This window comes from Hyphomicrobium sp. (assembly GCF_036780825.1).
GTDB lineage: Bacteria > Pseudomonadota > Alphaproteobacteria > Rhizobiales > Hyphomicrobiaceae > Hyphomicrobium_C.
Genome location: NZ_DAIQCD010000040.1, coordinates 1 through 25,240, shown reverse-complemented (window position 1 = coordinate 25,240; position 25,240 = coordinate 1). Strand labels below are relative to the sequence as shown.

Here is a 25,240-nt window from a genome sequence, read left to right as displayed (position 1 = left end):
CGACGAACGAGCTGCCGCCGAGAATGCGGGCGAGCGCGTTGGCGACGCCCATGCAGGAGTAGATCTCGGGAGCGAGCATGCCGTCGTAAACGGCGGGGCTTATGACGGCTCCGCTGGCGTTCGTCACCGCCGGTTTTACGAGTTGGCCAAGGCCGAGATGCCCTTGAAAGGCGAGCGGCACCAGAGTGAACACGGCGATGCACAAGAGGCCGGAATAGAATATGGCCCGGACCGTATCCCGTCGCGGGTCCTTGAACTCGCGCGTATAGCAGACGGCGGTTTCAAAGGCGTACGTCGACCAGGCGGCAATGAACAGTCCGCCTGCCATCAAGGCCCATCCATCGATGTTCCAGCGCCCCTCCACCACGTGACCTGTTGCGTCATAAGCCAGCGGCGCAAGGGGAAAGAAGTTGGAGGCCACCATGTCGCCGGTGATCAGCGGCGTCACGCCGATCAGCGTCAACGGTACGAGGCTGGTGAGGCCGAGGATCAGGGTCGTGCGGGCAGAGCGCAGGATGCCGCCATGCTGGATGGCGAAGACGGCGAGCAGCAGCGCGGCGCCGATGATGAAGGTGGCGTTGATGCGCAGCTCGAGCCCCGACTTGAGGCTACCGAGATCGAGCAGTGTGATCTGCCAGGTGTTAATCACGGCGTGGGGAGGAAACAGGACGCTCAGGATATAGCCGGCGGCCAGCCCCGAGCCGATGGCCAGGACCGGAGACCAGGCGAACCAATTGCACCAAACGGATATGGGCGCCGCGATCTTGCAATATCGCACCCATGCGACGGCGCCATAGACGGATGCGCCCCCGGACTTGTGGGGAAAGAGGCCGGCGATCTCGGCATATGTGAAGGCCTGAATGAAGCCGAAGGTGATGGAGATCATCCATACCAGCCAGGCCGGCTTCCCCACCGTGGCGGAGACCGCGCCCATCGAGAACAGAACCAGCGCGGGAACGCCGCTCGCGACCCAAAATGCGCCCGTCCAGCCGATCTTGCGGCGCAGCGTGGCGTTTCCCGCGATCGCCCCGGGGGGCATGGCGGCATGGTCCGCCTCAGAGGTCTTCTTCATATCTGTTTTCCCCCGCCCCGAACAAGAAACAGCGAGATCCCCGCACGATCTCAAGATCGTTCGCCGCAACGGGGAAAATTTCTGGTTTTATTTTTTCTTCGCTGAAAGGCGGTGAAAAAGAGTATTCCTGCGCGCGATAAACTGCACCGCGAAAACCTATTTCCGGAACCGGTCGCGGCCGCGGTTTGCAAGCGTCCCGCCGGCCATTACGGAAGCGCGACACGTCGCTCCCTCGCAAGGGATCAGCATGAACATCGCGACCATAGTAGCGCAACGTTCCGCGCAAAATAGTGTATCGAAGGAGTACTACCAAAGGGGTATCGCTTCGAGTTTCAGGTGTTTCTCCGCAGGCATCACGCGAGATTAAGTAGTTGTGACAGCTCGAATATATCGCGCTATATAAATCTTTCAGAGTTTTTTCAATAATTCGATAGGGGCTACCCCAAAGGGAGTAATCGCTTCGAGTAATGGACACCCCTTGCGGCCTTGCTACTATTTTGGGACGGGATGAAAAATCCTCAAAAAATAAACTTAAACAATGTCTATTCGGAGGACGCAGGAATGGCGAGAGATCCGCGGTTCGATATTCTATTTACGCCGCTGAAAATTGGCCCAAAAACCATTCGTAACCGCTTCTATCAGGTTCCTCACTGCAACGGCGCCGGAACGAACTCTCCCGGCATGAACATGGCTCACCGCGGCATCAAGGCCGAGGGCGGCTGGGGCGCGGTGAATACGGAGCAGTGCTCGATCCACCCCGAATGCGACGACACCCTGCGCATCACGGCTCGCATCTGGGACCAGGGCGATATGCGCAACCTGCGCGCCATGGTCGATCACGTCCATAGCCACGGTTCGCTTGCGGGTTGCGAGCTGTTCTATGGCGGCCCCCACGCACCGGGCCTCGAGACGCGCACGATCGCGCGTGGTCCGAGCCAGTACAACTCCGAGTTCGGCACCGTTCCGGGCTGCCCGGGCTTCACCTATAACCACGCGGCCGACAAGGACGAGCTGCTCCGCCTGCAGCAGCAGTATGTCGACGCGGCGCTGCGCGCGCGCGACACGGGCTTCGATCTGGTTAACGTCTACGGCGCCCACGCCTACGGGCCGATGCAGTGGCTCAACCCGTACTACAACCGTCGCACGGACGAGTACGGCGGCAGCTTCGAGAACCGCGCGCGCTTCTGGATCGAGGTCCTCGAGAAGATCCGCAGGGCGGTGAACGACGACGTGGCTCTTGTTACGCGCTGCGCAGTCGATACGCTCTATGGCCGCACGGGCCTCGAGCTTGAGGAAGACGGCCTCAAGTTCATCGAGATGGCTTCGCCCTACCTCGACCTCTGGGACGTCAACATCGGCGACATCGCCGAGTGGGGCGAGGACGCTGGTCCGTCGCGCTTTTACCAGATCGGGCACGAGAACGACTGGATCCGCCACATCAAGCAGGCGACCTCGAAGCCCGTGGTCGGCGTTGGCCGCTACTACGATCCGGAGAAGATGCTTCAGGTCGTATCGTCGGGCATCATCGATATCATCGGCGCGGCGCGTCCGTCGATCGCGGATCCCTGGCTGCCGCGGAAGATCGATGAAGGCCGGATCGACGACATCCGCACCTGCATCGGCTGCAACGTGTGTATCTCTCGCTGGGAGATGGGCGGCGTGCCGTTCATCTGCACGCAGAATGCGACGGCTGGCGAAGAGTATCGCCGCGGCTGGCATCCGGAGAAGTTCGAGCCTGCCAAGTCCGAGCACGACGTTCTGATCGTCGGCGCTGGCCCGGCCGGTTCGGAGTGTGCCCGCGTGCTCATGGAGCGTGGCTACACGGTTCACCTGGTGGACAGCCGTGACAAGGTTGGCGGCTACGTCAACGACGTCGCGACGCTGCCGGGCCTTGCGGAGTGGAGCTTCCATCGCGACTACCGCGAGACGCAGCTTCAGAAGCTCCTCAAGAAAAACAAGAAGAGCCAGCTGGTGCTCGGCCGCAAGCCCATGACCGCGGACGAGATCCTCAACTACGGTGCATCGCGCGTCGTCATCGCGACGGGCTCGCACTGGAGCACCACGGGCGTCAACTTCATGACGCATGATCCGATCCCGGGTGCCGATGCCAGCCTGCCCCACGTCCTGACGCCGGAGCAGGTTTTCGAAGGCAAGAAGGCAGTCGGCAAGCGGGTGATGATCATCAACTACGACTCCTACTACATGGCCCCGAGCCTCGCCGAGAAGTTCGCGCGTGCAGGGCACGAGGTCACCGTCGCCACCGTCTGCGGTCTGGCCGCCTACATGGACTACACTCTGGAAGGGGCGAACATGCAGCGCCTCATCCGCGGCCTGGGCATCAAGGTGCTGGGCGAGACCGGTTGCTCGCGTGTCGAGGAAGGACGGGTCGAGCTCTTCAACATCTGGGGCGACGGCTACAAGCGCGAATACAAGGGCGCGGGCCATCTCCCGCGTTCGGAGAACGCCACCCACACCTGGCATGAGTGCGATACGGTCATCCTCGTTACGGGACGTCAGTCCGAGGACAGCCTCTATCGTGAGCTCAAGGCCCGCAAGGACGAGTGGGAGAAGAACGGCATCACCGACGTGTTCGTCATCGGTGACGCGGAAGCGCCGCGGATCATTGCGGATGCCACGTTCGACGGGCATCGGCTTGCGCGAGAGATCGAGGACGAAGATCCGCAGCACCAGAAGCCCTACAAGCGTGAGCAGCGCGCATGGGGCACCGCTTACAATCCGGGCGAGAATCCGGATCTCGAGTGGCGCGTGTAAGCACTGGTGCGGACTTGTGAGGACATACCCAAGGACAAAAGCATCGAGGGCGGCCTTCCACCGCCGCCCTCGGCGCCACAGCCCAAAGGTGTCGCCGCCTCGTTCGCATGGGCGTGAGCCCACAACGGTCTCTTGAAGCAATCAACCACATCAGGATGCGCGTGATGTCCAATGTCGTAATGTTCGGCACCTACAGTGCCCCCAAATGCGAGCCGATCACCACGGACCTTGACGGCTGGAAGCCCCTTGAGGGCAACCCGTCCATGAAGACATGGATCGAGAACAAGACGGATGATGGCAAGTTTCTGACCGGGTTCTGGGAAGCCATGCCCGGCACGTATCACGTCACCTACAAGGCGGACGAGCTCATCCACCTGTTTGAAGGCAAGATGACCTTGACCGAGGACGGCACAGGCGAAACGAAGACGTACTCCGCGGGAGACAGCTTCCACATCGCGGCCGGCTTCTCCGGTATCTGGAAAACAGAAGAGAAGATCCGCAAGATTTTTGCGATCCGGATTAAGTAATAAACTGACGCTCGGACCACGCCTGGAAGGCACGCAAGAATGCCACGCAGGCGGTCCGAGTTTTTTTTCTAAGTTTGGTTCGACAGAGCGCCGGATCGCAGTAGCGATGGCGCTCTTCGCTTTTGGGCCAGAAGCCAGATGCGGCGCAGGTTACGTGTCTGTCGCGGACGAGATGGCGGAGGCTGTTAGAGCCGTTCGGGTTTAAGTGGAAACGCGGAACGGTCCGACTTCACCCTTCGATGCGCTTCAGCGCCGCCGTGAGCCGGCCGATGCGGTCGCTCGCGTCCGAGACGCGCTCGCGGTTGAGCTCCACCACATGCTCGGGTGAGCGGGCGACGTTCGCTTCGTTTGCGAGCCAGTTGGACGCCTTTTGACGGTCGCCCTCCGCCTTCTCGATCTCTTTTCGCAGGCGCTTCTGCTCGGCCTCCATGTCGATCACGCCTGCAAGAGGGAGCGCGGCGGTGGTCTCGTCGACAACGATCAGGGCCGCGCCCTTGGGCGCCGTCTCCGCGAAGGAAATACTTTCCAGGCGGGCGAGGCGGCGGATGGTGTCATCGTGGCGCTTGGCGCGTGTCCTCGTCTCCTCGCGCGCGCCCGTGAGCACCAGCGGAATGCGGGCGCCGGCGGGAACGTTCATCTCAGTGCGCACCGAACGGATCTCGGAGACGAGCTTGACGACCCAACCGATCTCCTCATCGGCGTCGGTGCTGGCCAGTCCGGTGAGGCGCGGCCAATCCGAAAGGCAGAGGAGCGAGCGCTGCTGCCCGCCTGGCTCGGAGCCGTGCGCCCATAGCTCCTCGGTGATGTACGGCATGAACGGATGCAGGAGCTTCAGGCATTGGTCGAGCACCCATGCCACGCAGGCGCGCGTCTCGGCCTTGGCGGGCTCGTCCTCGCCGGTGAGGATCGGCTTGATCAGCTCGAGATACCAGTCGCAGTAGACGCCCCAGACGAACTCGTAGATGGCGCCGGCCGCCTCGTTGAACTTGTAGGTTTCGATGCCTGCGGTCACGGCGTGGGCCGCGCGCTCGGTTTCGCCGACGATCCAGCGGTTCAGCGTATGCGTGACCTTGGCCGGATCGAAATCGGGCTGATGGAGGCAGGCGTTCATCTCGCCGAAGCGCGCCGCATTCCAGAGCTTGGTCGCGAAATTGCGGTATCCCTCGACGCGCGAGGTCGCGAGCTTGATGTCGCGGCCTTGTGCGGCCATGGCGGCGAGCGTGAAGCGGAGGGCGTCCGCGCCGTACTTGTCGATGAGGGCCAGCGGATCGATCACGTTCCCCTTCGACTTCGACATCTTCTGCCCCTTCTCGTCACGGACGAGGGCATGGATGTAGACGTCGTGGAACGGCACCTCCTTCATGAAGTGGAGGCCCATCATCATCATGCGGGCGACCCAGAAGAAGATGATGTCGAAGCCGGTGACGAGGACGCTCGTCGGATAGTAGCGGCTGAGCTCGGCCGTCTCCTCCGGCCAGCCGAGCGTCGAGAATGGCCACAGCGCCGAGGAGAACCACGTGTCGAGCACGTCCTCGTCGCGCGTGAGCGTGATCGGAACGTTTGCTCCAGCGTAGTGCTTCTCGGCGTCGGCTCTCGCCTCCGCCTCGTCATGGGCGACGAACACATGCCCATCGGGGCCGTACCAGGCCGGGATCTGATGCCCCCACCAAAGCTGGCGCGAGATGCACCAGGGCTGGATGTTGCGCATCCACTCGAAGTAAGTCTTCTCCCAGTTCTTGGGGACGAACTTCGTTTTACCACTCTCGACTGCAGCGATGGCGGGCTTTGCGAGCTCCGCCGCGTTGACGTACCACTGGTCCGTCAGCCACGGCTCGATGATGTCGTTGGAGCGGTCGCCATGCGGCACCGTGTGCGCCGTCGGCTCGATTCTGGCGAGCAGGCCAAGCGCCGCCAGATCCGCAACGATGCGCAAGCGCGCCTCGAAGCGGCCGAGGCCGCGGTAGGGTTCCGGCACATCGTCGGTGAGCTTGCCGAAGGCATCGAGCATGTTGATCTGCGCGAGCCCGTGGCGCTTGCCGACCTCGAAGTCGTTGAAGTCGTGCGCTGGCGTGATCTTGACTGCGCCCGTGCCCTTCTCGGGGTCGGAGTACGCGTCGGCGACGATCGGAATCTCGCGCCCAACCAGCGGCAGGCGCACCTTCGCTCCCGCCTTGACCAACGCCGCGTAGCGCTCGTCCTCGGGATGGACCGCGACACCGGTGTCGCCGAGCATCGTTTCCGGCCGCGTGGTGGCGACGATGATATGGTCGGCGTCGAAGCCGGGCACCTTCTCCGCCAGCGGATAGCGGAAGTGGTACATGTGGCCCGATGGATCCTTCTTCAGGACCTTCGCCAGTGCGTCCGGATCGAATGGTGTGTCGACTTCGGTAGCCTGATCGTCGCCTGTCTTCCGCGCCGACGGCCATACAAAGGAGCCCTTCTTCTCCACCTGCACGACCTCGAGATCCGAGATCGCGGTCTGGAACTTCGGGTCCCAGTTGACGAGGCGCTTGTCCTTATAGATGAGGCCCTGGCGGTACAGCTCGACGAAGACTTTGAGCACCGCTTCCGAGAGCCCTTCGTCCATGGTGAAGCGTTCGCGGCTCCAGTCGCACGAAGCGCCGAGGCGGCGGAGTTGGTTGACGATCGTCGATCCGCTCTCTTCTTTCCATGTCCAGACGCGCTTGATGAACTCCTCGCGCCCGAGCGTGCGCCTGTCAGGCTGCTGCCGCTCGGCGAGCTGGCGCTCTACGACCATTTGCGTGGCGATGCCGGCGTGGTCGGTGCCCGGCTGCCAGAGCACGTCACGCCCGCGCATGCGCTCGAAGCGCACGAGCACGTCCTGCAGCGTGTTGTTGAGCGCATGCCCCATGTGCAGGGAGCCGGTGACGTTCGGCGGTGGAATGACGATGGAATAGGGCGTGGCCCCGTCCACGCTGGCCCGCCCGCTTCGGAACGCTTCCGCGTCGTCCCAGCTCTTCGAAATGCGCGGCTCGATCTCGGCGGGCTGATAGGTCTTTTCGAGCATGGGTCGCGGTCGCCTTTGCGGAATGGATCTAACGGACGGGCAGGACGATTTGAGCCGCATGCAGCCAAAATCGGGGATAGGCGGGTCCTACGAACCCGCTCGATCCCTGTCAATGTGAGAGAAAAACGCTGCGAGCCGGAAAGCGTCCGCTCAGCTCTCGGGCGGCGTCCGTCCGGCAGAGAGGGTCTTACCGACCTCATTGCGGAGCGCGCGCTCGACGATGCGCGGCATGTTCTCATCGACCCACTGCTGCAGGATCGGCTTCAGCATGTCGGCAACGACATCCTCGAGAGTCCGTGCTGCCGGCGGCGAGGCGGTGGCCATCGCAGGAGCTGGCGCCGGAGCCGCTGGCTGCGGGGCCGTAGTGGCTGCCGGCAGCGTCGACGGCTCGGGTGCCGGTGTGGACTGCTTCGGCTCAGCTACGGGCGTCAACGGGATTGCGGCAGCACCCGCGACGGAGGCCGCGGCTGAGGCGGCGAGGCCCTGCGCCAGGGCGTCGAGGGCCTGATGGCCGGCCATGCTGGTCGGGTCGGAAGCGGTGGAGGAAGGAGATGACGCTTCCGATGTTGCGGGTGTGACGGGTGCTTTGATCTCCGGAGCCGGCGCGGCGAGCTTGGGAGACGGTACCGAATCCGACACGGAGGTGAACGCGGGCTTCGGGCGAGGAGGGCTGAACGGCGCCGGGGCCGGAGCCGGGTTTGCCATGGGTGCGGCGTCACGATCGTCGGGACGCAGTGAGGAGCCGGGCACGCTGTGCTCGCGATCCGCTGGCGACGTCATGGCCGGAGCAGGAGCGGCTTTCCCGTAAGGGCTCGTACCAGCTCCGCTCGCCCCCGGACCCGCCGCACGGGGCAAAGCGGAGGCAGGAAGCCGCGTCGCGCCTTTATCCTCAGCGTCGGCGGCCTCTGGCTGAAGGCGCGGCAGGCTTGCGCCTCCGGTCTGTGCATCACGGCGGGGAGACGCCTCGTTCGCGCCGGGCTGAGGCGGATAGAATCCTGATTTGCGCAGCGGCGGGAAGGCGCCCAATCCCCTGAGCGGAGTCTCGGCGGGAGCGGCAGCGGCTTCTGGCTCGGACGCGCCGAAGAACGGCGGCGGCGAGAACGGCTCGTCGGCTGCGAGTTGAGGCGGCAGCGCTGCGGCGGCCCCGTCAGCAAGCGGGCGTGTGCTATCGGCCTTCGGCGAGGGCACGAACGGCTTCGGCGTCATGGGATGCGAAAGCCCGGCCGGCATGCGCAGGTCCGGCTTCGGCGCGAGAGACGTGCTCTCGCCTCCCGCCTCCTGCTCGTCGAACATGTCGGCGAGATCCTTGTCGAAGGAGAGCGGCCGTTTCGATCCGAGCGGGCTGGTCGGCGGCAGCGGCCCGCTTCTGAGCACCTCGCTCAGCCGGTCACCAGCATCGTCATCGCGTGCCTGGGGCACGAGGGGGTTGGCCTCGATGTTGGGCTGGGGCCCGTCGATCGGCGGATCGTCGGCGATGATCTGGCGGATCGACGCCAGAATCTCCTCCATGGTGGGCTCGCCCGGCTTGTCCGGTTTGTTCATCCTTTACCTGCCGCTCTGCCTGCCTCCGACACGCTGAAGGGCGTGCGCTGTCCGACGCTGGGTCGAGCCGCTGGCCGGACTCGCGGGTGGAATCCCGTACGCCGAGAGGTAACCCGCCGCTGCCGGGGCTTCAATGCATCTCGGATGCCTGTCCGCACACTTCGGGCCTTATGCTCATGAAGGCGGGTATGGACGGGCATCAAGGCCGCGAGAGCCGTCCCGGTTCAAGCGAGATTGAGGAACGGCCCTAAGTTTTTGTTTGATCGCGTTTCTTTTGGAAATCCACTCGATGTGGCGGTTTCCGGACGGCGACCTCACGCCTTCTTCGGCCCTTTGAGGGTCTCTGCGATCTCGATATGCAGCGCCTTCTCCACCATCCGCGGCATGTTGTCGGCAAGCCACTGGCGAAGCATGGGGCGCAGGAGGTCGGCCGTCGCGTCGTCGACGCTCTCGGTTGCCTGCGGGTTGATCGCCGCCGCGGCCTCGGCCGGGCCCCGCTCTGCCGTCGGGGGAAGGGGAGGCGGCGGCGCCACACCCATTACGCGCGGCGCGGTTTCCACAACGCTCTCCGTTGCCGCGGGCTGGTCGTTATGATCGGGCGTGGCGCTGAGATCCTTTGCGTTCTCCTCGCGAGCCGGCTGTTTCGGTTCCGCCTGAGCTGCAACCGGAGCCGGGATCACGGGCAATTCCGCTGCCGCCGGCGACATGCGCATGAAGTGGGTATCCTTGAATGGTGCCATGACCCGCTTCGGCTCCGCGACGTCCGTCGCGATCGGTCCGGTCGGCGCTGCGGGAGCGACAGCTTCGCGGCCTTTTTCTGGTGCTCTGCCGTTGAGGGGCACGGGCGAACCCGGCTCGAAGGCGTTACCGTTCCGGATCGAGGCCAGGGAACTCAGCCCAGCGGACGATCCGTTCATGGCGCCAGCGCCGGATCTTGCCGGCTCGGGCTTGTGGGGCTCTTCGGCGTCCGCTTCCGCTGGGATCGTCGCGGCGCTGCGAATTGCATCCGTGAGCCGCCCGAGAAGAGGCGCGGGCCGTTCGGCCGTGACCGGCGGCGAGGCGCGGAAGATTGCCGGAAGATCGAAGTCGCTGGCGTCCTCGAGGACGGTGTCTCCCTTCAGCATGATGGGCGTGCCGCGAAGCTCGCCGCTATACGGATGGCTCTCGGGTTCCTCGGCAATGATCCTACGGATCGATGCGAGGATTTCCTCCATGCTCGGCTGGCCGTTCTTTTCTGTCATGTTCATTACGCCACTCCCTACGCACTCCACGACAAGCACAACCGGCAACCCTCCCGCAAAGGTGCCGTCCCCGCTCGGGCGCCGCGCATGTTTGCGGACGCCGCCGACTGCGCTGCACATGCAGCGCGCCGGCTCAGGCCTCGAGGCTGAGGGCTTCGGCCCGGCCATCGAGCGCCATACGCTCAATTGTTGTGTGTGGGGATCCCACCGCTAGGCACGCTAAGTGCCATAGTGGGCAACGATGTGGCAAAGCCACAGGACAACAAAAAAAGGTTAAGAAACGACGCAAGCTCACCTGATGTCGCCGGCTTGTTGATAAATGTGCCGACGCGATGGGCTTTAGCGCTCGTTCGACGCTGGGAAGGATTTGCCTCCAGCGCCCCGGTTAGCTTGCTGCTCGAAATGCTGCGGGAGGCTCTTTTACCGTCCATCTCCCGAGGACGTCAGTTCCTCGATGCGTCCGTCGGAGTGCGTGATCGAGGTTCCCCAGGGCTTACGCCGGACTTCCTGGTAGTGAGCTTCCGCGTCATAGGCAACCGACGTGAACCCGAGATTGATGGCATCCAGGCGACCCACCGCCGAGAGAACTGCATAGCTCGATACGACGACGTTGCGCTGTGTCGAGACAAGCTGGACTTGCGAGTTCAGAAGCTCGACCTCTGCGTTCAAAACATCGAGGAGCGTGCGCTGTCCGACGCGCTCCTCTTCGCGAACGCCGGTGAGAGCCGTCGTATTCGCCTCGACCTGGGAGCGATCGGACTGGATCTGCGCGCGCGCCGCCAAAAGCTGGGACCACGCCGCGACCACCTGCTCCTCGGATTCGCTGCGGGCAAGCTCAATCTCCTGCAGGCGACTCACGTGGATGTGCTTCTGCTGGCGTACGCGGGCGTAGACCTCGCCGCCTTCGTAGATCGGGACTGTCAGGCGCCCCGTCACCAATACGGATTCGGCTTCGTTGATCTCGCGTGACGTCTCGAAGCGGTCGGCGTAGGACGCTTCGAGCTGGACGCTCGGCAGCAGCTCGCCACGGATCCGGTCGACGGCGTACTTCGCCGCCTGTTCGAGGTAAAGGGCGTTCACCACTGCGGGGTTTTCATGCGTTCCCACCTGGATCGCTTCCTCGAGCGACCGCGGAAGGTAGCGCTCGAAGCCGCGCGGCTCGACGAGGTTGCCGGGCGCGTGGCCAACGACGCGCTCATAGGTGGCGCGGCTCGTCTTCAGGTTCGCCCGTGCGAGATCGAGATCGGAGACGGCGCCCGCGCGACGGGCCTGCGCCTGCGCAACGTCCGTGCGTGTCACCTCGCCCACGGAGAAGCGATCTTCGGTGGCCTTCAGCTCGCGGGTGAGGACGTTGACGTTATTTTCGCGCAGGCGAACGATCGCCTGGTCGCGCACCACGTCCATGAATGCCGTCACGGCCTGGAGCAGGATCGATTGCTCAACTGCACGCAGCGTCTCGCGCGCGGCGCGGACGTTGGCTTCCTGCTCGTTGACGGCGTTGATGGTGCGGAAGCCGCTGAAGATGGGCTGCACCATGTTGACGGAGTAGCCGGAAGGCTTGGTTTCCGACTCGAGCGTCGTGGTGCTGGTGCGAGTCTTCATCCAGTCGTAGTTGATGTCGGCATTGCCCGAAATCACGGGTCGGAAGCCGGATCGAGCCCGTGTTACCTCTTCGTCAGTGGCCCTGAGGCGCGCGCGCTCGGCGTCGAGCTGAGGATTGTATTCGTAAGCAGCGGCCAGCGCCTGGTTCAACGTCTCCGAGACGGCGGGCGACGACGTGAAAAGCCCAACGGAGCCCGCTGTTACCGCGAGGGTAAGGCCGGCAAGTCGGCAGATTTTCCGCCTGAGTATGAGCAAACTGCACCCCTAAGTTCGCTTCGCGTGAAGGGTCGGCGGCAACCGCTAGGCACCCGATGGGCGAACGGGCCAAGCCGAAAGTGTTAACGTCTTACTAGGACACGAACCCGATTCGCAGAAGCGCGCCGATGGGCCTTTTTAAACATGAACTTGCCTGCGTGGCCGCATTCCCACACAGGACCGGTTTCCGGGCTCGGTACCGATGTTGGCTTGTTTCAGAAATATTCTTCGAGAATGTCGATCAACTACTTGATTATGCCTGGGTAAAATTCATCCGCCCAAGGCTTTTTCGGATGCGGTCGCAACAGCTATTCGTTAACGAGGCGAAACGGGACCGCCAGCTTAGCTCCAAGAAACGAATCGCTTTGTGGGTGCGCAGACCGAACGGTCAGCCGAGGGCAGGGGAGATAGAGAGCGCGCCGCGTACGCTCACACTTCCAGCCCTCACGCAGCATGGATGCAGGTCGCGATCGCTAGAGCTGTACTCAGATTCCACTTAAACCAGAATGGCGTCAGAACGCGAATGCCGGCACGCGCTCGAAGCCCGGCAGAACATCAGCGCCGGCATCGAAGACGCTGGCGCGGCCGTATGCGCTACCGTCGCGGCGCCAGACCGTCGCGCTGCCCGAGGTGGTATCACCGACAATGGCGACGAGCCGTCCGCCGTCCTTGAGCTGGTCGAGCAGCTCGGGCCGAATGTCGTCGACCGCACCTTCGATGAGGATTGCGTCATAGGGCCCTTTGGCGGGCTGCCCCTCGGTAAGGGGTCCCTCGATGAGCGTTGCATTCGTCACGCCAGAGGCCATGAGGGCGTCACGCGCGACACCAATCAGCTCCGGATCGCTCTCCAGGGCGACGACGCTTTGCGCGAGGTGGGCTAGGACCGCGGCTCCATAGCCTGTGCCGGCGCCGATGACGAGGACGGTGGCATCTGGCTCAATCTCGGCGGCCTGGACCAGTTTCGCGAGCGTGCGCGGCGGCAGCAGGCTGCGGCGCGGATGACCGGCGCCGGAGATAAGAGGTACGGCCCCATCCATGTAGGCGAGCGGCTTGAGGCGCTCCGGCACGAACTGCTCGCGAGGCAGGTCGAGCATTGCGCGGATGATCCGGCGATCGGTTACGTCGCTCGGCCGAACCTGTGATTCGACCATGTTCTTGCGCTGGATCTCGTAGTCCACTGCATCCTCCGTAGGCGCTTTCGCCAACCTCGCACGCGGCGATGAATGGCGCGCCGGGACAATACTCAAAGTGTCCGGCGGCGGCCACTGTCCGCGACACCGCCGCATTGGGCTATTTTTTGCGACAGATCAACCATGGGGCCATAGGGCCCAGGCGATGAGTCCGGCCGCTGCGGCCCAGGCCGTGAGGACGATCACGGCTCCAAGACGGCTTTGCGGCCGCTCAGCTAGGCGTGCCGCCTCGGTGCGCAGGTCTGCCATGACGGCAGGGTCGACGAAGCGGACGATCACGGCTACGAGCACCGGGAGCAGAAGCAACTCGTCGACGAATCCGATGATCGGGATGAAATCCGGAATGAGGTCGATTGGAGAGAGCACATACGCCGCCACCAGGAGAGTGAAGAGCTTCACGCCCCAGGGGACGCCCGGGTGGCGGGCGGCGAGGTAAAGGGCCAATCCGTCGCGCCTGGCGCGCGTGGCCAGGGCCTCGAGGCGCGTGAGGCCGCGCCGTTCCGGTCGCCCGGGGGCATCCGTGCTCATGGTTTTCCTCCGGATCGGCGCCATTCCGAGCAGCGGGCACGACCGCGAGCTTGTGTAGGGCTTTGAGTGTATGATAGATGCCTCCCGTACGCGCCGTGTTCCGGCGCAACTCGGCAGCCCGCTTTTGGTCCGAGGCCCGGTAACGAGCTTTCCGCTCCGGGCGAAAAAAGAGAGGCCACGTGGCGGAGTGGTGACGCAGCGGACTGCAAATCCGCGTACCCCGGTTCAATTCCGGGCGTGGCCTCCATCTTTCCCTTTCTCCCACTTTTCCATCAAGCGCGGGTCCGCTCGCCTAGCGGGCGCCCGATCGATCCAGGACGCGATCCATTTTCTTGGACAACGATCACCGCCCCGGCTGTCGATGCCCGGATAGCTAGACTAAGAGCCGTCCGCTTTAGGCCGAATGGGGGAACGGCTCTAATTTTTTGTTTGATCGTGTTTCTTCTCGGACGCTTTAAACTTGCATGGCTTCGGCATGACGTGTTCCCACTTTCCGGAGCACTCTAGGCCCGCACCGGGGGCGTGCTCGCGAACGACTTTGCAAGCTTCTTCATGAGCTCGCGCACGTCCGGATGCTCGTTGCGGTCCCAATCGGCGAGCATCTCCTCGAGATTGGCTTCACGGCGGCGGAGCAGCCGCCCATACCCAGACTGGCCGGTTTCCGAAAGCTCATAAAGGTTGGAACTGGTGCGCACGGCTAGACCCGATGCCACCAGGCGATCGAGCAGGGCCCGGCATTCCGCGGTGCCAATGCGGGAGCAGGCCAGGATGTCGGCTTCCGTGACGCGCCCACCCTTCTCGCCCAGGCGCGCGAGCATCCATAGCTCATCCGGCTCGAGCGGCAGCCCGATATGGGAGGCGGCGCGCTGATAGACGCCCCAGCGGTTCTCGCGCGCCGTCATGCCCGTCACGATGCGGGCCAGCTCATCGAGTGAGGTCGCATCGCGCGGTGTCTGGAGGGCATCGCTCATGGATTCGGGGCGGATGGTGGCTCTGAGCGGCGTCTCGCGGATCCAAAGCGTGATGAGAAAGCCGGTGAATGCCAGCAAGGTTGCCGTGTGGAACACGGGGTGCAGCGCCTTCACGAATTCCGCCAGATAGGCCGAGCGCATGGGCTCGCCGAGCTGTGCAATGGCATCCGGGGCCAGCACGCCGCCGACCGAGGGCAGGGCCGCGTGCACGTTCTCTCCCAGGAAATAGGCGAAGATGCCGCCGAACAGTGCCGCGCCCACCGAGCCGCCGATGGAGCGGAAAAGCGTGGTGCCCGAGGTGGCGATGCCGAGCTGCTCATAAGGCACGGAGTTCTGCACCGCCATGACCAGGATCTGCATCACCATGCCGAGGCCGATGCCCAGGAGCAGCAGATAGCCTGCGGCATGGCTCGCGGGCGTCTGCGCATCGATGGTGGACAGCAGGGCCAGGGCCACGGTCATGAGTGCGGTGCCGCATACGGGGAAGGCTTTGTAGCGGCCGATGCGGGTGATGATCTGGCCGCTGGTCACGGAGCTTGCGAACACGCCCATCATCATCGGTGTCATGTAGAGGCCGGCGCGCGTCGGATCGAGCCCCTTGGCCACCTGCAGATAGACTGGCAGCAGCGTGATCGAGCCGAAGAGCGCCATGCCGACAATGAAGCCGACCGACGTGCCGATGAGAAACGCCCGATCGCGGAACAGCGAGAGCGGCAGTAATGGATCACGAACCCGCGCTTCGGCATAGACGAAGCCGGCGATGGCAAGGAGGCCGACCAGCGCGATAGCACTCAGGCTGACGGGCGCCTCTGTCGCCAGTGTCGCGCCGATGCTCGTGACGAGTACGATGGAGGTGAGGGCAAGCGTCAGCAGCGCGGCGCCTAGGTAGTCGATCGCGATCTCGCCCCTGCTTCCGCTAACCTGGCTGCGGATCGTGCGGTTGATGACCACGAGGGCCAGCAGGCCAAGCGGCAGATTGATGAGAAAGATCCAGCGCCAGGACCAGTGATCGACGATGAAGCCGCCGACGAGCGGGCCGAGCACGGTGGAGATGCCGAACACGCCGCCAAAGAAGCCCTGGTAGCGGCCGCGGTCGCGGGGAGAGACGATGTCGCCGACTACGGCGATGGCGGTGACGATGAGGCCGCCTCCGCCAAGCCCCTGTATGAAGCGGAACGCGATCAGCTCGGGCAGGTTCTGGGCGAGGCCGCAAAGAAGCGAGCCGGCGAGGAAGATGATGACGGCTCCCTGCAGCACGATGCGCCGCCCGTAGAGATCGCCAAGCTTGCCGTAAAGCGGCACGACGACGGTGCTCGAAAGCAGATAGGCCGTCACGATCCAGGACAGGTGCGAGAGCCCGCCAATTTCGTTCACGATGACAGGCAGCGCCGTCGCGACGATGGTCTGATCGAGCGAAGCGAGCAGCAGCACGAGCACGAGTGCAGAGAACGTTGCGAGAAGCTCGCGCCGATCGATCGTGCCGGCGGCGGCCTGCGAAGGGATATCCTGCATGGCGGATGAACGTACCTGGCCGTATGTTGGTTCGCGGGCGCGCGAGCATAGGCGCCGCGATGCCGTGCGTCGATCACCTGAAGGGGCCGTTGGCGCTTTCTTCTTCCTCGTCTAACCCCCTCCCGCGCCGGCTTTCGATCGCATAACGTGTCTTGATCTTTTTCGCGGGATCGCAGGAAACGGGACTGTATGACGTGGACTCGCGAGGGGCGTTCAGACTTTTGCCGATTCCTTTTCTAACCTGAAAGCCGGGATAAGCTTTCCCGGAAGCACGCTGACAGCGATCCGGATCCGGCGCGCCGGGGCGGACCACCAAAGGGGAACCCGCCAATGGCATCGGATGCCGCTGCGCTGATCGATAGGATCAAGCGCGATCCGGAATTTCTTGCGCTCGAGCGGCGCCGGGCGCGCTTCGCCTGGACACTGGCGGCGACCATGGCCGCCATTTACTTCGGTTTCATCCTGGCCGTGGCCTTCGCGCCCGGCCTGCTTGCGCGTCCGATCGCGGGCGGGGCGACGACGATCGGCATCCCGCTCGGCATCGGTGTGATTCTCGCCGCCTTCGTGCTCACTGGCCTCTATGTGCGCCGGGCGAACACCGATTTCGACCTTGTCACGCAGCGCATCATCGAGAGGCTCCAGTGAACCTCGCCGCCATCGTCATGTTTCTCCTATTCGTCGCGACCACGCTCGTCATCACGCGCTGGGCCGCCAATCGGACGCGCACCGCCGCCGACTTCTATGCCGCCGGCGGCGGCATCACGGGCGCCCAAAACGGTCTCGCCATCGCGGGTGACTACATGTCGGCGGCGTCGTTCCTCGGCATCTCCGGCCTCGTGTTCGCGTCGGGCTTCGATGGGCTCATCTACTCTGTGGGATGGCTGGTCGGCTGGCCGATCGTCCTCTTCCTGATCGCCGAGCGGCTGCGCAATCTCGGGCGCTATACCTTCGCCGACGTGACGGCCTTCCGGCTTCAGGCGACGCCGATCCGCACACTCTCGGCCGTCGGCACGCTGGCAGTGGTTGCGTTTTACCTGATCGCGCAGATGGTCGGAGCGGGGAAGCTGATCGAGCTCCTGTTCGGGCTGCCGTATCTCTACGCACTCGTCATCGTCGGCGTGCTCATGGTCACCTACGTCGCGACTGGGGGAATGGTCGCCACAACGTGGGTGCAGATCATCAAAGCGTGCCTTCTTCTCGGCGGGGCCACTTTTATGGCGCTTGCCGTGCTCGTTCACTTCGGGTTCTCGTTCGAGGCCATGTTCCGCGCCGCCGCCGATGCGCACCCGGATGGCCTCTCGATCCTCGGGCCCGGCAAGCTCGTCGCCGATCCGGTCTCGGCCGTCTCGCTCGGCCTCGCGTTGATGTTCGGCACGGCGGGCCTGCCGCATATCCTGATGCGCTTCTTCACCGTTCCCGACGCCAAGGCCGCACGCAAGTCGGTCTTCTACGCCACGGGCTTCATCGGCTACTTCTACATCCTGACCTTCATCATCGGCTTCGGCGCGATCACCCTACTCATGGGCGATGCAACCTATTTCGGTGCTATCGAGGGCGGCGGGTACGATCGCATCAACGGGCTCATCGGCGGCACCAACATGGCCGCCGTGCATCTCTCGCATGCCGTGGGGGGCTCGCTCTTCCTTGGCTTCATTTCGGCGGTGGCCTTCGCAACCATTCTCGCCGTCGTGGCCGGCCTCACGCTCGCGGGCGCTTCGGCTGTGAGCCACGATCTCTACGCCAGCGTTTTTGCACACGGGCGGGTGTCCGAGGCGAGGGAAGTGCGCATTTCGCGTGTCAGCGCGGTCGTCATCGGCATCATCGCCATCCTGCTCGGATACGTGTTCGAGAATCAGAACGTCGCGTTCATGGTGGGCCTCGCGTTCGCCGTGGCGGCGAGCTGCAATTTCCCGGTGCTGTTGATGAGCATCGCCTGGAGTGGCACCACAACGCGCGGCGCTGTGGCTGGCGGCTTCCTCGGGCTCGCCTCCGCCATCGGCATGGTGATCCTGAGTCCGGCCGTGTGGGTGAAGACGCTCGGCTTCGCGGTCGCGCCGTTCCCCTACGACAGCCCGGCGCTGTTCTCCATGCCGCTCGCCTTTTTCGGCATCTACGTCGTCTCGAAGCTCGACCGCAGCGCGGCCGCAAGCCGGGAGCGGGCCGCGTTCGAAGCCCAGCACGTCCGCTCGGAGACCGGCATCGGAGCCGGGTCTGCGGCGGCTCACTAGAGTGCTTCCGGAAAAGTGGGAACCGGTCATGGCGGAGCCGTGCAAGAGAAAGACCGGGCGAAGCCATGCAAGCTAAAATGTCCGAGAAGAAGCGCGATCAAACAAAAACTCGGAGGGGTTCCCCGATTCCGCCTAAAGCAGAACGGCTCTAGACGAGCGCGCGCTCACCCTTTATGGACTCGCAGTTGCGCCGGCGCGGAACGCGCACGACGCCTCCGGAGACAAGGGCGGAAAAATATTTTTCGGCCAACCCTCTGGCCCTTGCCGCCGCCGTCTGCTATGAGCGCGGCTTCTTGGCATTCCGCGGTAGCTCAGCGGTAGAGCAATCGGCTGTTAACCGATCGGTCGTAGGTTCGAATCCTACCCGCGGAGCCATCTAACTCCCTGAAAATATTATGAACTTTAGAAGTCTCTGATCTTCGGAGGCGGGCTCTTATCGTGCCTCACCGGGGACCGAACCTGGTGCCTGGCGGCCGCGCTCAGATCTCCTTCGAGCTTTCGGCCGCGAGCAGGCGCTGGAAGCCGCGGACGACCTCGTCGTCACCATCGCTCGCGATGTCGGTGATGAAGCCTTCCAGCGCGAGCAACTCGCCGGTGCTCGAGAACACGCCCTTGCCTTGCTCCCAGACCCACACGACATTGCCCGCGCGATTGATGATCCGGTAGAGTAACTGGAACTCCCGGTGCAGCGCCACCTGCTGGCGCACGAACTCCCAGGCGAATGTCCGATCCTCGGGGTGGATGATTTCGACATACGAGAAGTTCGGATCGCCGACGATCTCGTAGGGCTCGTAGCCGGTAACGTCGACGCATCCGTCGCTCGTGAACTCGAAGCTCCAGTTGCGGTCGTGCTTGCAGCGGTAGACCATGCCCGGGATGTTGCTGAGCAGCATGCTGAGGGAGCGGCGGTTGGCGCGCAGGCTTGCTTCCGTGCGCTTCATCTGCGTGACGTCGGTAAGCGTGCCGATGACGCTCGTCTTCTCGCCCTTGACCAGCGACAAGGATTTGGCGCGCAGCTCCACCCAATAGGACGTGCCGTTCTTGGCGATCAGCCGGGCTTCGATATGGCACCGGTTGCGCTTGCCCCGGGTGAGCGCCTTGACGTGCGCTTCGACGAGCGCCCTGTCCTCTGGATGCACGAAGGATATCAGCGGCCTGCTGAGACTTTCCTGGATCGTGTGATCGAAGAGCGCCGCCCACGAGGAGTTGAGGAAAATGAGCTCCCCATCGGGATTGATCTGGAAGACGACCTGCTCGATGCGGTCGATCAAGAGGCGGTGGTCATGCTCTCCGGTCGCTTCGCCGGCGACGGTGCGGTGTGACGACAGCACCGAGAATTGCAGCAGGTTGAGGTTGGACTTTCCTTCCTCGTGCAGTGGCGAGATGGACATATGGACGGGAACGGTCGTGCCATCCGCGCAGAGCATGCGCAGGGCGACCGTGTCGTTGTTGAGCGCATTGCGGACCGTCGCCGCGATAAACTTCGCCAGCGTGTGATGGTCGCTCGGGTGCACGAGATTGGACACGGGCATGCCGACGACCTGGTCGCTCATGCCGTGCATGCCAAGCTCGGTGAGAAACATCTTGTTCGCTACGATGACGGTGGCGTGCCCGTCGAGAATGGCCGCAGGCGTCGAGAGCTTGCGCGAGACGTCGCTGGCCCATTCAATGGCGTCCAGATTATTTTCCTTCGCGCGAAGCGGGACACCGGCCTTGGCCAGCGGGAAAATGGCGATTGCCAAGGTGGTGGTCAGGAGAACAACCATGGCGACGGCCAGAGCCGCGAGGTGAATCTTCAACGGGGCGCTGCCGTCCCACCACATGCCGAGGACGATCATAAAGACGATGCTCAGCACCGCCATACAGAAGACCTCCAAGCTCATGTCGACGGCCTACGGGTATCTGTATGGCGTCCTGGGCGTCCCCCTAAACGTTCTGCCATTATGGTTTCCGCGGATCTTCGCTAAGCTTCGAGCGCTCCGGCAGCATGCCATCTATGTCAGAATTCTCACGCTGCTGTTCTGCATAGCCTTTACGTCGGTTCTTATTCAGGCCGGATCGCTGTTCCTCATCGACTATATTCCGGTGAGCCGCTCCGTCACCAGCAAGATCCACGAGCGCCAGCTCTTGTGGACGGCGGGGATCATGCGCGCCAGGGCAGGATCGGAGGCCGAGGCGGAAGCTGCGCGGGGCCAACTCGAGACGGCCAGCCTGGACGCGCACGATCCCGAACTCGTCTGGCTCATCCGGCGCGACCACCCCAATCTCAGCGCGGAAATCGACAACATCAGAGCGGCCGAGCGCAAACTCAAGCGTGCGGCGGAAGAGGGAGTGCCTACCGCCGGCTGGTTGCCACTCGCGGATGACGTGGTAGCGTCGTACTCTCAACTGAATGTTGCATTGCAGCGTGATGTCGAAGTCAAGCAGTCCGTCATTGCGACGTTGCAACTGATCGGCCTGCTGTTTCTCATGCTCTGCATCGCCAGGATTGCATTGGAGACGCGGCGCGTGCTCGTCGAGCGGCTGAACAGGCTGGTGGATTTCATCCCGGAAAAATTTTCCTATGGCTCCGCCCCGCCGGAGCGCGACGAGTTTCTCCGTCTCGAGCACAAAGTCTCCGCCCTGACTGCGCGTCTCGAGGGGTACGCGGCGGAGGCGACCTGGACCAACAAAATCAGCGACCATCTGAGACGCGTCATCGGCGCCCAGGAATTTCTTTCCAGATTTGTCGAGCTGATCAACGAACAGCCTTTGAACGAGGCAATGCTGCGCCGGATGCTCTATGCGCTGGAGCGGGCGCTCGACGTCAGCAATGCGGCCATCCTCTATACCGAGGAGGAGCCGCCGACATCCACCGGCCGCTCGGTATACTCAAACCATGAGCCCCGCTCGCTAAACGAGACCCTCTTCAGCGAGCTGCACCTCTCCGGATCGTCGATATTCGTTGGCAAGAACCCGGACGGCGCCGAGGTGCGCTGCATCGCCGTGCCGTTCGTCGAGCCGTCGCGGGAGAAAGGCGCGCTCATCGTCGAGATGGAGAAAGACCGCTTCCTCGACGATACCGACATGCAGACGCTCGAGATCACCGCCGGGCTTCTCTCGGTCACGTCGAAGTTCCAGAGTCACGACCAGGAAGGCCGGCGCATTGCGGTGCTGGAGGAGCGGGCGGCCATCGCGCGGGAGCTGCACGATTCGCTCGCTCAATCGCTCTCGTTCATGAAGATCCAGCTGGCGCGCCTGCAATCCAGCGCCAACACGAGCGCCGACAGCAGCCACGCCATGATCCGCGAGCTGCGCGCCGGCCTCGACACCGCCTACAGGGAACTGCGTGAGCTGCTTGCCACGTTCCGCGTCCACATGGACGGGCGCGGGCTGAACCATGCCATCCAATCGGCGATCGACGAGTTCTCGCAGCGTTCGAGCCTCTCCATCTCCCTCGACAACCGGCTGGTGAATTGCCGACTGACCGTGAACGAAGAGTTCCATATTCTGCAAGTCGTGCGGGAGGCGCTTTCGAACATCGTGCACCATGCCCGCGCGAACAATGCGTTCATCGCGCTCATGATGCCGGCGAACGGGTCGGTCGTGATAACGATAGATGATGACGGCATTGGCTATAGCCCGTCGAAGGAGGCCCATGGGCACCATGGCCAGGCCATCATGAAGGAACGCGCCTATAGCCTCGGCGGCGACATCCAGGTCATGCCGAGGCGACAAGGCGGCACACGGGTGCGGCTGACATTCACTCCGCAATCCGTTCAATAAAAAAGAACATTGAAGGGTGAGGGAAATGATCAAGGTGATGCTCATCGACGACCACGCGTTGTTCCGCAAAGGTGTGCGGGAGATCATTTCCGATAACTCGAACTTTGAGGTGGTGGGGGAGGCCGCATCCGGGCAGGAGGGGCTTGATTGCGCCCACAGGCTGCAACCGGACATGGTCCTGATTGACCTCAACATGAAGGGAATGGATGGGATCGAGACCCTTCGCCGGCTCAAAACCACGGATCTCAATGCGCGCTATATCGTGCTCACGGTTTCGGACGCCGAGGAGGATCTGCTCGAAGCCTTGCGCGCCGGGGCCGATGGCTACCTTCTCAAGGACATGGAGCCCGAGGATCTATGCACCAACCTGCTCAAGGTGTCGGCCGGCACGACGGTTCTGCAGGACAGGCTGACGGAAGTGCTGAAAAACGCCGTGCTCGAGCCGCCCTCCAAGAAGAACTCCTGTGACGGCGAGCTTACGGAGCGCGAGCAGGAGATCCTGCAGTGCCTGGCGGATGGATTGAATAACAAGACGATTGCCCGCAACCTTGGGATCAGCTCCACCACAGTCAAAGTCCACGTCAAGAACGTGCTGCGAAAGCTAAATCTCACCAGCCGGCTCGAGGCCGCCGTGTGGAAGCATCAGAACAAGGCGAGATGCGAGCTGTCGGGCTGCTGTCCTTACGGGTCGCTGCGTGAGGAACGCGCGCCGCAAGGCGTGCCTGCTGCCGGCGGCAAGGTGGGAGCGAAGCCCGTGCCGGCGGGCCTCGGGTCCCTGGCGCCCAAGAGCCAGTCGGCGACACGCCGCGACCGGGCGCGCTTCTGATCTGCAGCCTCTGCTCGATGCGCCGGATCGTTTGCTTCGACGCCAAGCAAATCGAACCTTCTGGGCTGAAGCCGATTGAAGTTCGGCGAGCGGGCTGCCGGCGTTTTTTGAGAAATGCCGCGGTACCGCCGCAGGATGGCCGGTGATTGGCCGGGATCGCTTGCTAAATGGCGTTCGTAGCGAGCTGAAGGCCGCCAAAACGTTAAGTGTGGTTAACAGGCCACGCTTGCCGGATAGTCGGAAAACCGGAGGCCAGAAACGAGGAATGTTGCGTTAAGGCAACGAAACTTGATCGCAATGCCTCGTTTGAGCCACAAATAAGCGTAACGAAGGACTGGCGAGAACGGGAGCTTTGCGGGGGCTTCAGGTTCGGAAAGTGCGGGCCGGTTGCGGCGCCGCTGATCCAATCTTCCGAAGCGGCCTTATTGAACGCGGAATCCTACTCTTGGCCGGGGCATGCCTCAGAGGCGATGCTCCGCTGGAACTGTATGGAACGCGAAGCTCAGAAGAATGGACGTGATTTGATGGACGCGAGGACATTCGACAAATCTAAGTTGCCGAGCCGGCATGTTACGGAAGGTCCTTCGCGCGCGCCGCACCGCTCCTATTACTACGCCATGGGCCTCACCGAGGAGGAGATCCATCGGCCGTTCGTCGGCGTCGTCTCCTGCTGGAACGAGGCTGCACCGTGCAATATTGCGCTCCAGCGGCAGGCGCAGTCGACCAAGGCCGGCGTCAAGGAAGCCGGCGGCACGCCGCGCGAGTTCTGCACCATCACCGTCACCGACGGCATCGCCATGGGCCACCAGGGCATGAAATCGTCGCTCGTCTCGCGCGAGGTGATCGCGGATTCGATCGAGCTCACCATGCGCGGCCACTGCTACGACGCGCTGGTCGGCATCGCCGGCTGCGACAAGAGCCTACCGGGTACGATGATGGCCATGCTGCGGCTCAACGTGCCGTCGGTCTTCATGTATGGCGGCTCCATCATGCCCGGAAAGTATAAGGGCCGCGATGTCACCGTGCAGGACGTCTTCGAGGGTGTCGGCATGCATTCGGTCGGGCGCCTCTCGGACGAAGAGCTGCACGAGCTCGAGTGCGTGGCCTGCCCGACCGCTGGCGCGTGCGGCGCCCAGTTCACCGCCAACACCATGGCATGTGTCTCCGAAGCCATCGGCCTGGCGCTGCCGGGCTCGGCCGGAACGCCGGCTCCCTTCGAAAGCCGCGACCAGTATGCGCACGCCTCGGGCGAAGCCGTGATGAAGCTTCTCGCGCTCGGCATCCGTCCGCGCGATATCTGTACGCGCAAGGCGTTCGAGAATGCTGCGATCGTGATCGCCGCGACGGGCGGCTCGACGAACGGCGCGCTGCACCTCCCGGCCATGGCGCACGAGTGCGGCATCGAGTTCGATCTTTTCGACGTGGCCGAGATCTTCAAAAAGACGCCATACATCGCCGACCTCAAGCCCGGCGGAAAGTACGTCGCCAACGACGTCCATGAAATTGGCGGCGTGCCGCAGATCCTCAAGGCGCTGCTCGAGGGCGGCATCCTGCACGGAGACTGCCTGACGGTCACGGGTAAGACGATGGCCGAAAATCTCGAATCCGTGACCTTCAATACCAATCAGAAGGTCGTCTATCCGGTGTCGAACCCGATCAGCCCTACGGGCGGAGTGGTCGGCCTCAAGGGCACGCTGGCGCCGGATGGAGCGATCGTGAAGGTCGCGGGCCTCCACACGCTCAAGTTCCGCGGTCCGGCGCGCTGCTTCAATTGCGAGGAGGAGGCGTTCCACGCTGTCGAGGCCCGCGAGTACAAGGAAGGCGAAGTGCTCGTGATCCGCTACGAGGGCCCCAAGGGCGGCCCCGGCATGCGCGAGATGCTGTCCACCACGGCCGCGCTCTACGGCCAGGGCCAGGGCGATAAGGTCGCGCTGATCACGGACGGGCGCTTCTCGGGCGCGACGCGCGGCCTGTGCATCGGGCACGTCGGGCCGGAGGCGGCCGTCGGAGGGCCGATCGGACTCATCCAGGACGGCGACATCATCGCGATCGACGCCGAGACGGGCACGCTCGATCTCGAGGTCGATCCGGCGGAGCTCGAGCGGCGCCGCAAGGCGTGGCAAGCCCCGCCGAACGCGTACCAGAGCGGGGCGATCAGAAAATTCGCGGATCAAGTGGGAC

16 protein-coding genes and 2 tRNA genes are annotated in these 25,240 nt (G+C 63.6%); 9 read left to right on the top strand and 9 right to left on the bottom strand.

Annotation, left to right across the window (positions count from 1 at the left end):
- Positions 1 to 1,072 (bottom strand): APC family permease (locus V7P99_RS12965; protein ID WP_333795246.1); only part of this gene is annotated, 1,072 nt, incomplete at its 3' end.
- A 561-nt stretch (positions 1,073 to 1,633) separates the two neighbouring features.
- Between V7P99_RS12965 and V7P99_RS12960 the strand changes: the two genes are divergently transcribed.
- A complete protein-coding gene (locus V7P99_RS12960; RefSeq protein ID WP_333795245.1) occupies positions 1,634 to 3,844 on the top strand; it encodes an oxidoreductase in 2,211 nt (736 codons plus the stop codon).
- 164 nt (positions 3,845 to 4,008) lie between these two features.
- Positions 4,009 to 4,371, top strand: coding sequence for a cupin domain-containing protein (locus V7P99_RS12955; protein ID WP_333795244.1), 363 nt, complete (start codon positions 4,009 to 4,011; stop codon positions 4,369 to 4,371).
- A 229-nt stretch (positions 4,372 to 4,600) separates the two neighbouring features.
- On the opposite strand, the gene V7P99_RS12950 is transcribed toward V7P99_RS12955, so the two are convergent.
- From V7P99_RS12950 to V7P99_RS12925, 6 genes are all read right to left on the bottom strand, one after another.
- Entirely contained in the window at positions 4,601 to 7,399 is a 2,799-nt protein-coding gene (locus V7P99_RS12950) for a valine--tRNA ligase (RefSeq protein WP_333795243.1), read from the bottom strand.
- A gap of 150 nt (positions 7,400 to 7,549) precedes the next feature.
- Positions 7,550 to 8,941 carry a DUF2497 domain-containing protein gene (locus V7P99_RS12945; RefSeq protein WP_333795242.1) on the bottom strand — a complete coding sequence of 464 codons (1,392 nt, stop codon included), beginning with the start codon at positions 8,939 to 8,941 and terminating at the stop codon, positions 7,550 to 7,552.
- Positions 8,942 to 9,255: 314 nt separating this feature from the next.
- Positions 9,256 to 10,188: a DUF2497 domain-containing protein gene (locus V7P99_RS12940; RefSeq protein ID WP_333795241.1), complete on the bottom strand. Its 933-nt coding sequence runs from the start codon at positions 10,186 to 10,188 to the stop codon at positions 9,256 to 9,258.
- 414 nt (positions 10,189 to 10,602) lie between these two features.
- Positions 10,603 to 12,039 carry a TolC family outer membrane protein gene (locus V7P99_RS12935; protein WP_333795240.1) on the bottom strand — a complete coding sequence of 479 codons (1,437 nt, stop codon included), beginning with the start codon at positions 12,037 to 12,039 and terminating at the stop codon, positions 10,603 to 10,605.
- A 512-nt stretch (positions 12,040 to 12,551) separates the two neighbouring features.
- On the bottom strand, positions 12,552 to 13,217 hold the full coding sequence (locus tag V7P99_RS12930) for a protein-L-isoaspartate O-methyltransferase family protein (RefSeq protein ID WP_333795239.1): 666 nt from the start codon (positions 13,215 to 13,217) through the stop codon (positions 12,552 to 12,554).
- A 129-nt stretch (positions 13,218 to 13,346) separates the two neighbouring features.
- The gene (locus tag V7P99_RS12925) at positions 13,347 to 13,757 is read right to left on the bottom strand and encodes a YkvA family protein (RefSeq protein WP_333795238.1); all 411 of its coding nucleotides are present in this window, start codon (positions 13,755 to 13,757) and stop codon (positions 13,347 to 13,349) included.
- Positions 13,758 to 13,930: 173 nt separating this feature from the next.
- On the opposite strand from V7P99_RS12925, the gene V7P99_RS12920 reads away from it, so the two are divergent.
- A tRNA-Cys gene (locus tag V7P99_RS12920) sits at positions 13,931 to 14,004 on the top strand.
- A 256-nt stretch (positions 14,005 to 14,260) separates the two neighbouring features.
- On the opposite strand, the gene V7P99_RS12915 is transcribed toward V7P99_RS12920, so the two are convergent.
- A complete protein-coding gene (locus V7P99_RS12915) occupies positions 14,261 to 16,240 on the bottom strand; it encodes an MDR family MFS transporter (RefSeq protein ID WP_333795237.1) in 1,980 nt (659 codons plus the stop codon).
- Between the two features lie 330 nt (positions 16,241 to 16,570).
- Here V7P99_RS12915 and V7P99_RS12910 point away from each other — a divergent pair, with 330 nt between their 5' ends.
- From V7P99_RS12910 to V7P99_RS12900, 3 genes are all read left to right on the top strand, one after another.
- A complete protein-coding gene (locus V7P99_RS12910) occupies positions 16,571 to 16,885 on the top strand; it encodes a DUF485 domain-containing protein (protein ID WP_333795236.1) in 315 nt (104 codons plus the stop codon).
- Positions 16,886 to 16,902: 17 nt separating this feature from the next.
- Complete coding sequence (locus tag V7P99_RS12905; RefSeq protein ID WP_333795247.1) at positions 16,903 to 18,468, top strand: cation acetate symporter; 1,566 nt, start codon at positions 16,903 to 16,905, stop codon at positions 18,466 to 18,468.
- Positions 18,469 to 18,768: 300 nt separating this feature from the next.
- Positions 18,769 to 18,843, top strand: a tRNA-Asn gene (locus V7P99_RS12900).
- A 104-nt stretch (positions 18,844 to 18,947) separates the two neighbouring features.
- Here V7P99_RS12900 and V7P99_RS12895 read toward each other — a convergent pair.
- Positions 18,948 to 20,330: a PAS domain-containing protein gene (locus tag V7P99_RS12895; protein WP_333795235.1), complete on the bottom strand. Its 1,383-nt coding sequence runs from the start codon at positions 20,328 to 20,330 to the stop codon at positions 18,948 to 18,950.
- Between V7P99_RS12895 and V7P99_RS12890 the strand changes: the two genes are divergently transcribed.
- The 3 genes from V7P99_RS12890 to ilvD all read left to right on the top strand — a co-directional run.
- Positions 20,314 to 22,233, top strand: coding sequence for a histidine kinase (locus tag V7P99_RS12890; protein WP_333795234.1), 1,920 nt, complete (start codon positions 20,314 to 20,316; stop codon positions 22,231 to 22,233). The genes V7P99_RS12895 and V7P99_RS12890 overlap by 17 nt on opposite strands.
- Before the next feature lie 25 nt (positions 22,234 to 22,258).
- On the top strand, positions 22,259 to 23,059 hold the full coding sequence (narL, locus tag V7P99_RS12885) for a two-component system response regulator NarL (RefSeq protein ID WP_333795233.1): 801 nt from the start codon (positions 22,259 to 22,261) through the stop codon (positions 23,057 to 23,059).
- A 524-nt stretch (positions 23,060 to 23,583) separates the two neighbouring features.
- Positions 23,584 to 25,240: dihydroxy-acid dehydratase (ilvD, locus tag V7P99_RS12880; RefSeq protein WP_333795232.1), on the top strand; the 1,657-nt coding region annotated here is incomplete at its 3' end.

Bases quoted from the DNA above. Each gene is read 5' to 3' on its own strand.
- V7P99_RS12945 (WP_333795242.1), bottom strand. From the start codon at position 8,941: ATGAACAAACCGGACAAGCCGGGCGAGCCCACCATGGAGGAGATTCTG.
- V7P99_RS12950 (WP_333795243.1), bottom strand. From the start codon at position 7,399: ATGCTCGAAAAGACCTATCAGCCCGCCGAGATCGAGCCGCGCATTTCG.
- V7P99_RS12895 (WP_333795235.1), bottom strand. From the start codon at position 20,330: ATGGCGGTGCTGAGCATCGTCTTTATGATCGTCCTCGGCATGTGGTGG.
- V7P99_RS12955 (WP_333795244.1), top strand. From the start codon at position 4,009: ATGTCCAATGTCGTAATGTTCGGCACCTACAGTGCCCCCAAATGCGAG.
- V7P99_RS12910 (WP_333795236.1), top strand. From the start codon at position 16,571: ATGGCATCGGATGCCGCTGCGCTGATCGATAGGATCAAGCGCGATCCG.
- V7P99_RS12890 (WP_333795234.1), top strand. From the start codon at position 20,314: ATGCTCAGCACCGCCATACAGAAGACCTCCAAGCTCATGTCGACGGCC.
- V7P99_RS12940 (WP_333795241.1), bottom strand. From the start codon at position 10,188: ATGAACATGACAGAAAAGAACGGCCAGCCGAGCATGGAGGAAATCCTC.
- narL (WP_333795233.1), top strand. From the start codon at position 22,259: ATGATCAAGGTGATGCTCATCGACGACCACGCGTTGTTCCGCAAAGGT.
- V7P99_RS12925 (WP_333795238.1), bottom strand. From the start codon at position 13,757: ATGAGCACGGATGCCCCCGGGCGACCGGAACGGCGCGGCCTCACGCGC.
- V7P99_RS12905 (WP_333795247.1), top strand. From the start codon at position 16,903: ATGTTTCTCCTATTCGTCGCGACCACGCTCGTCATCACGCGCTGGGCC.
- V7P99_RS12915 (WP_333795237.1), bottom strand. From the start codon at position 16,240: ATGCAGGATATCCCTTCGCAGGCCGCCGCCGGCACGATCGATCGGCGC.
- V7P99_RS12960 (WP_333795245.1), top strand. From the start codon at position 1,634: ATGGCGAGAGATCCGCGGTTCGATATTCTATTTACGCCGCTGAAAATT.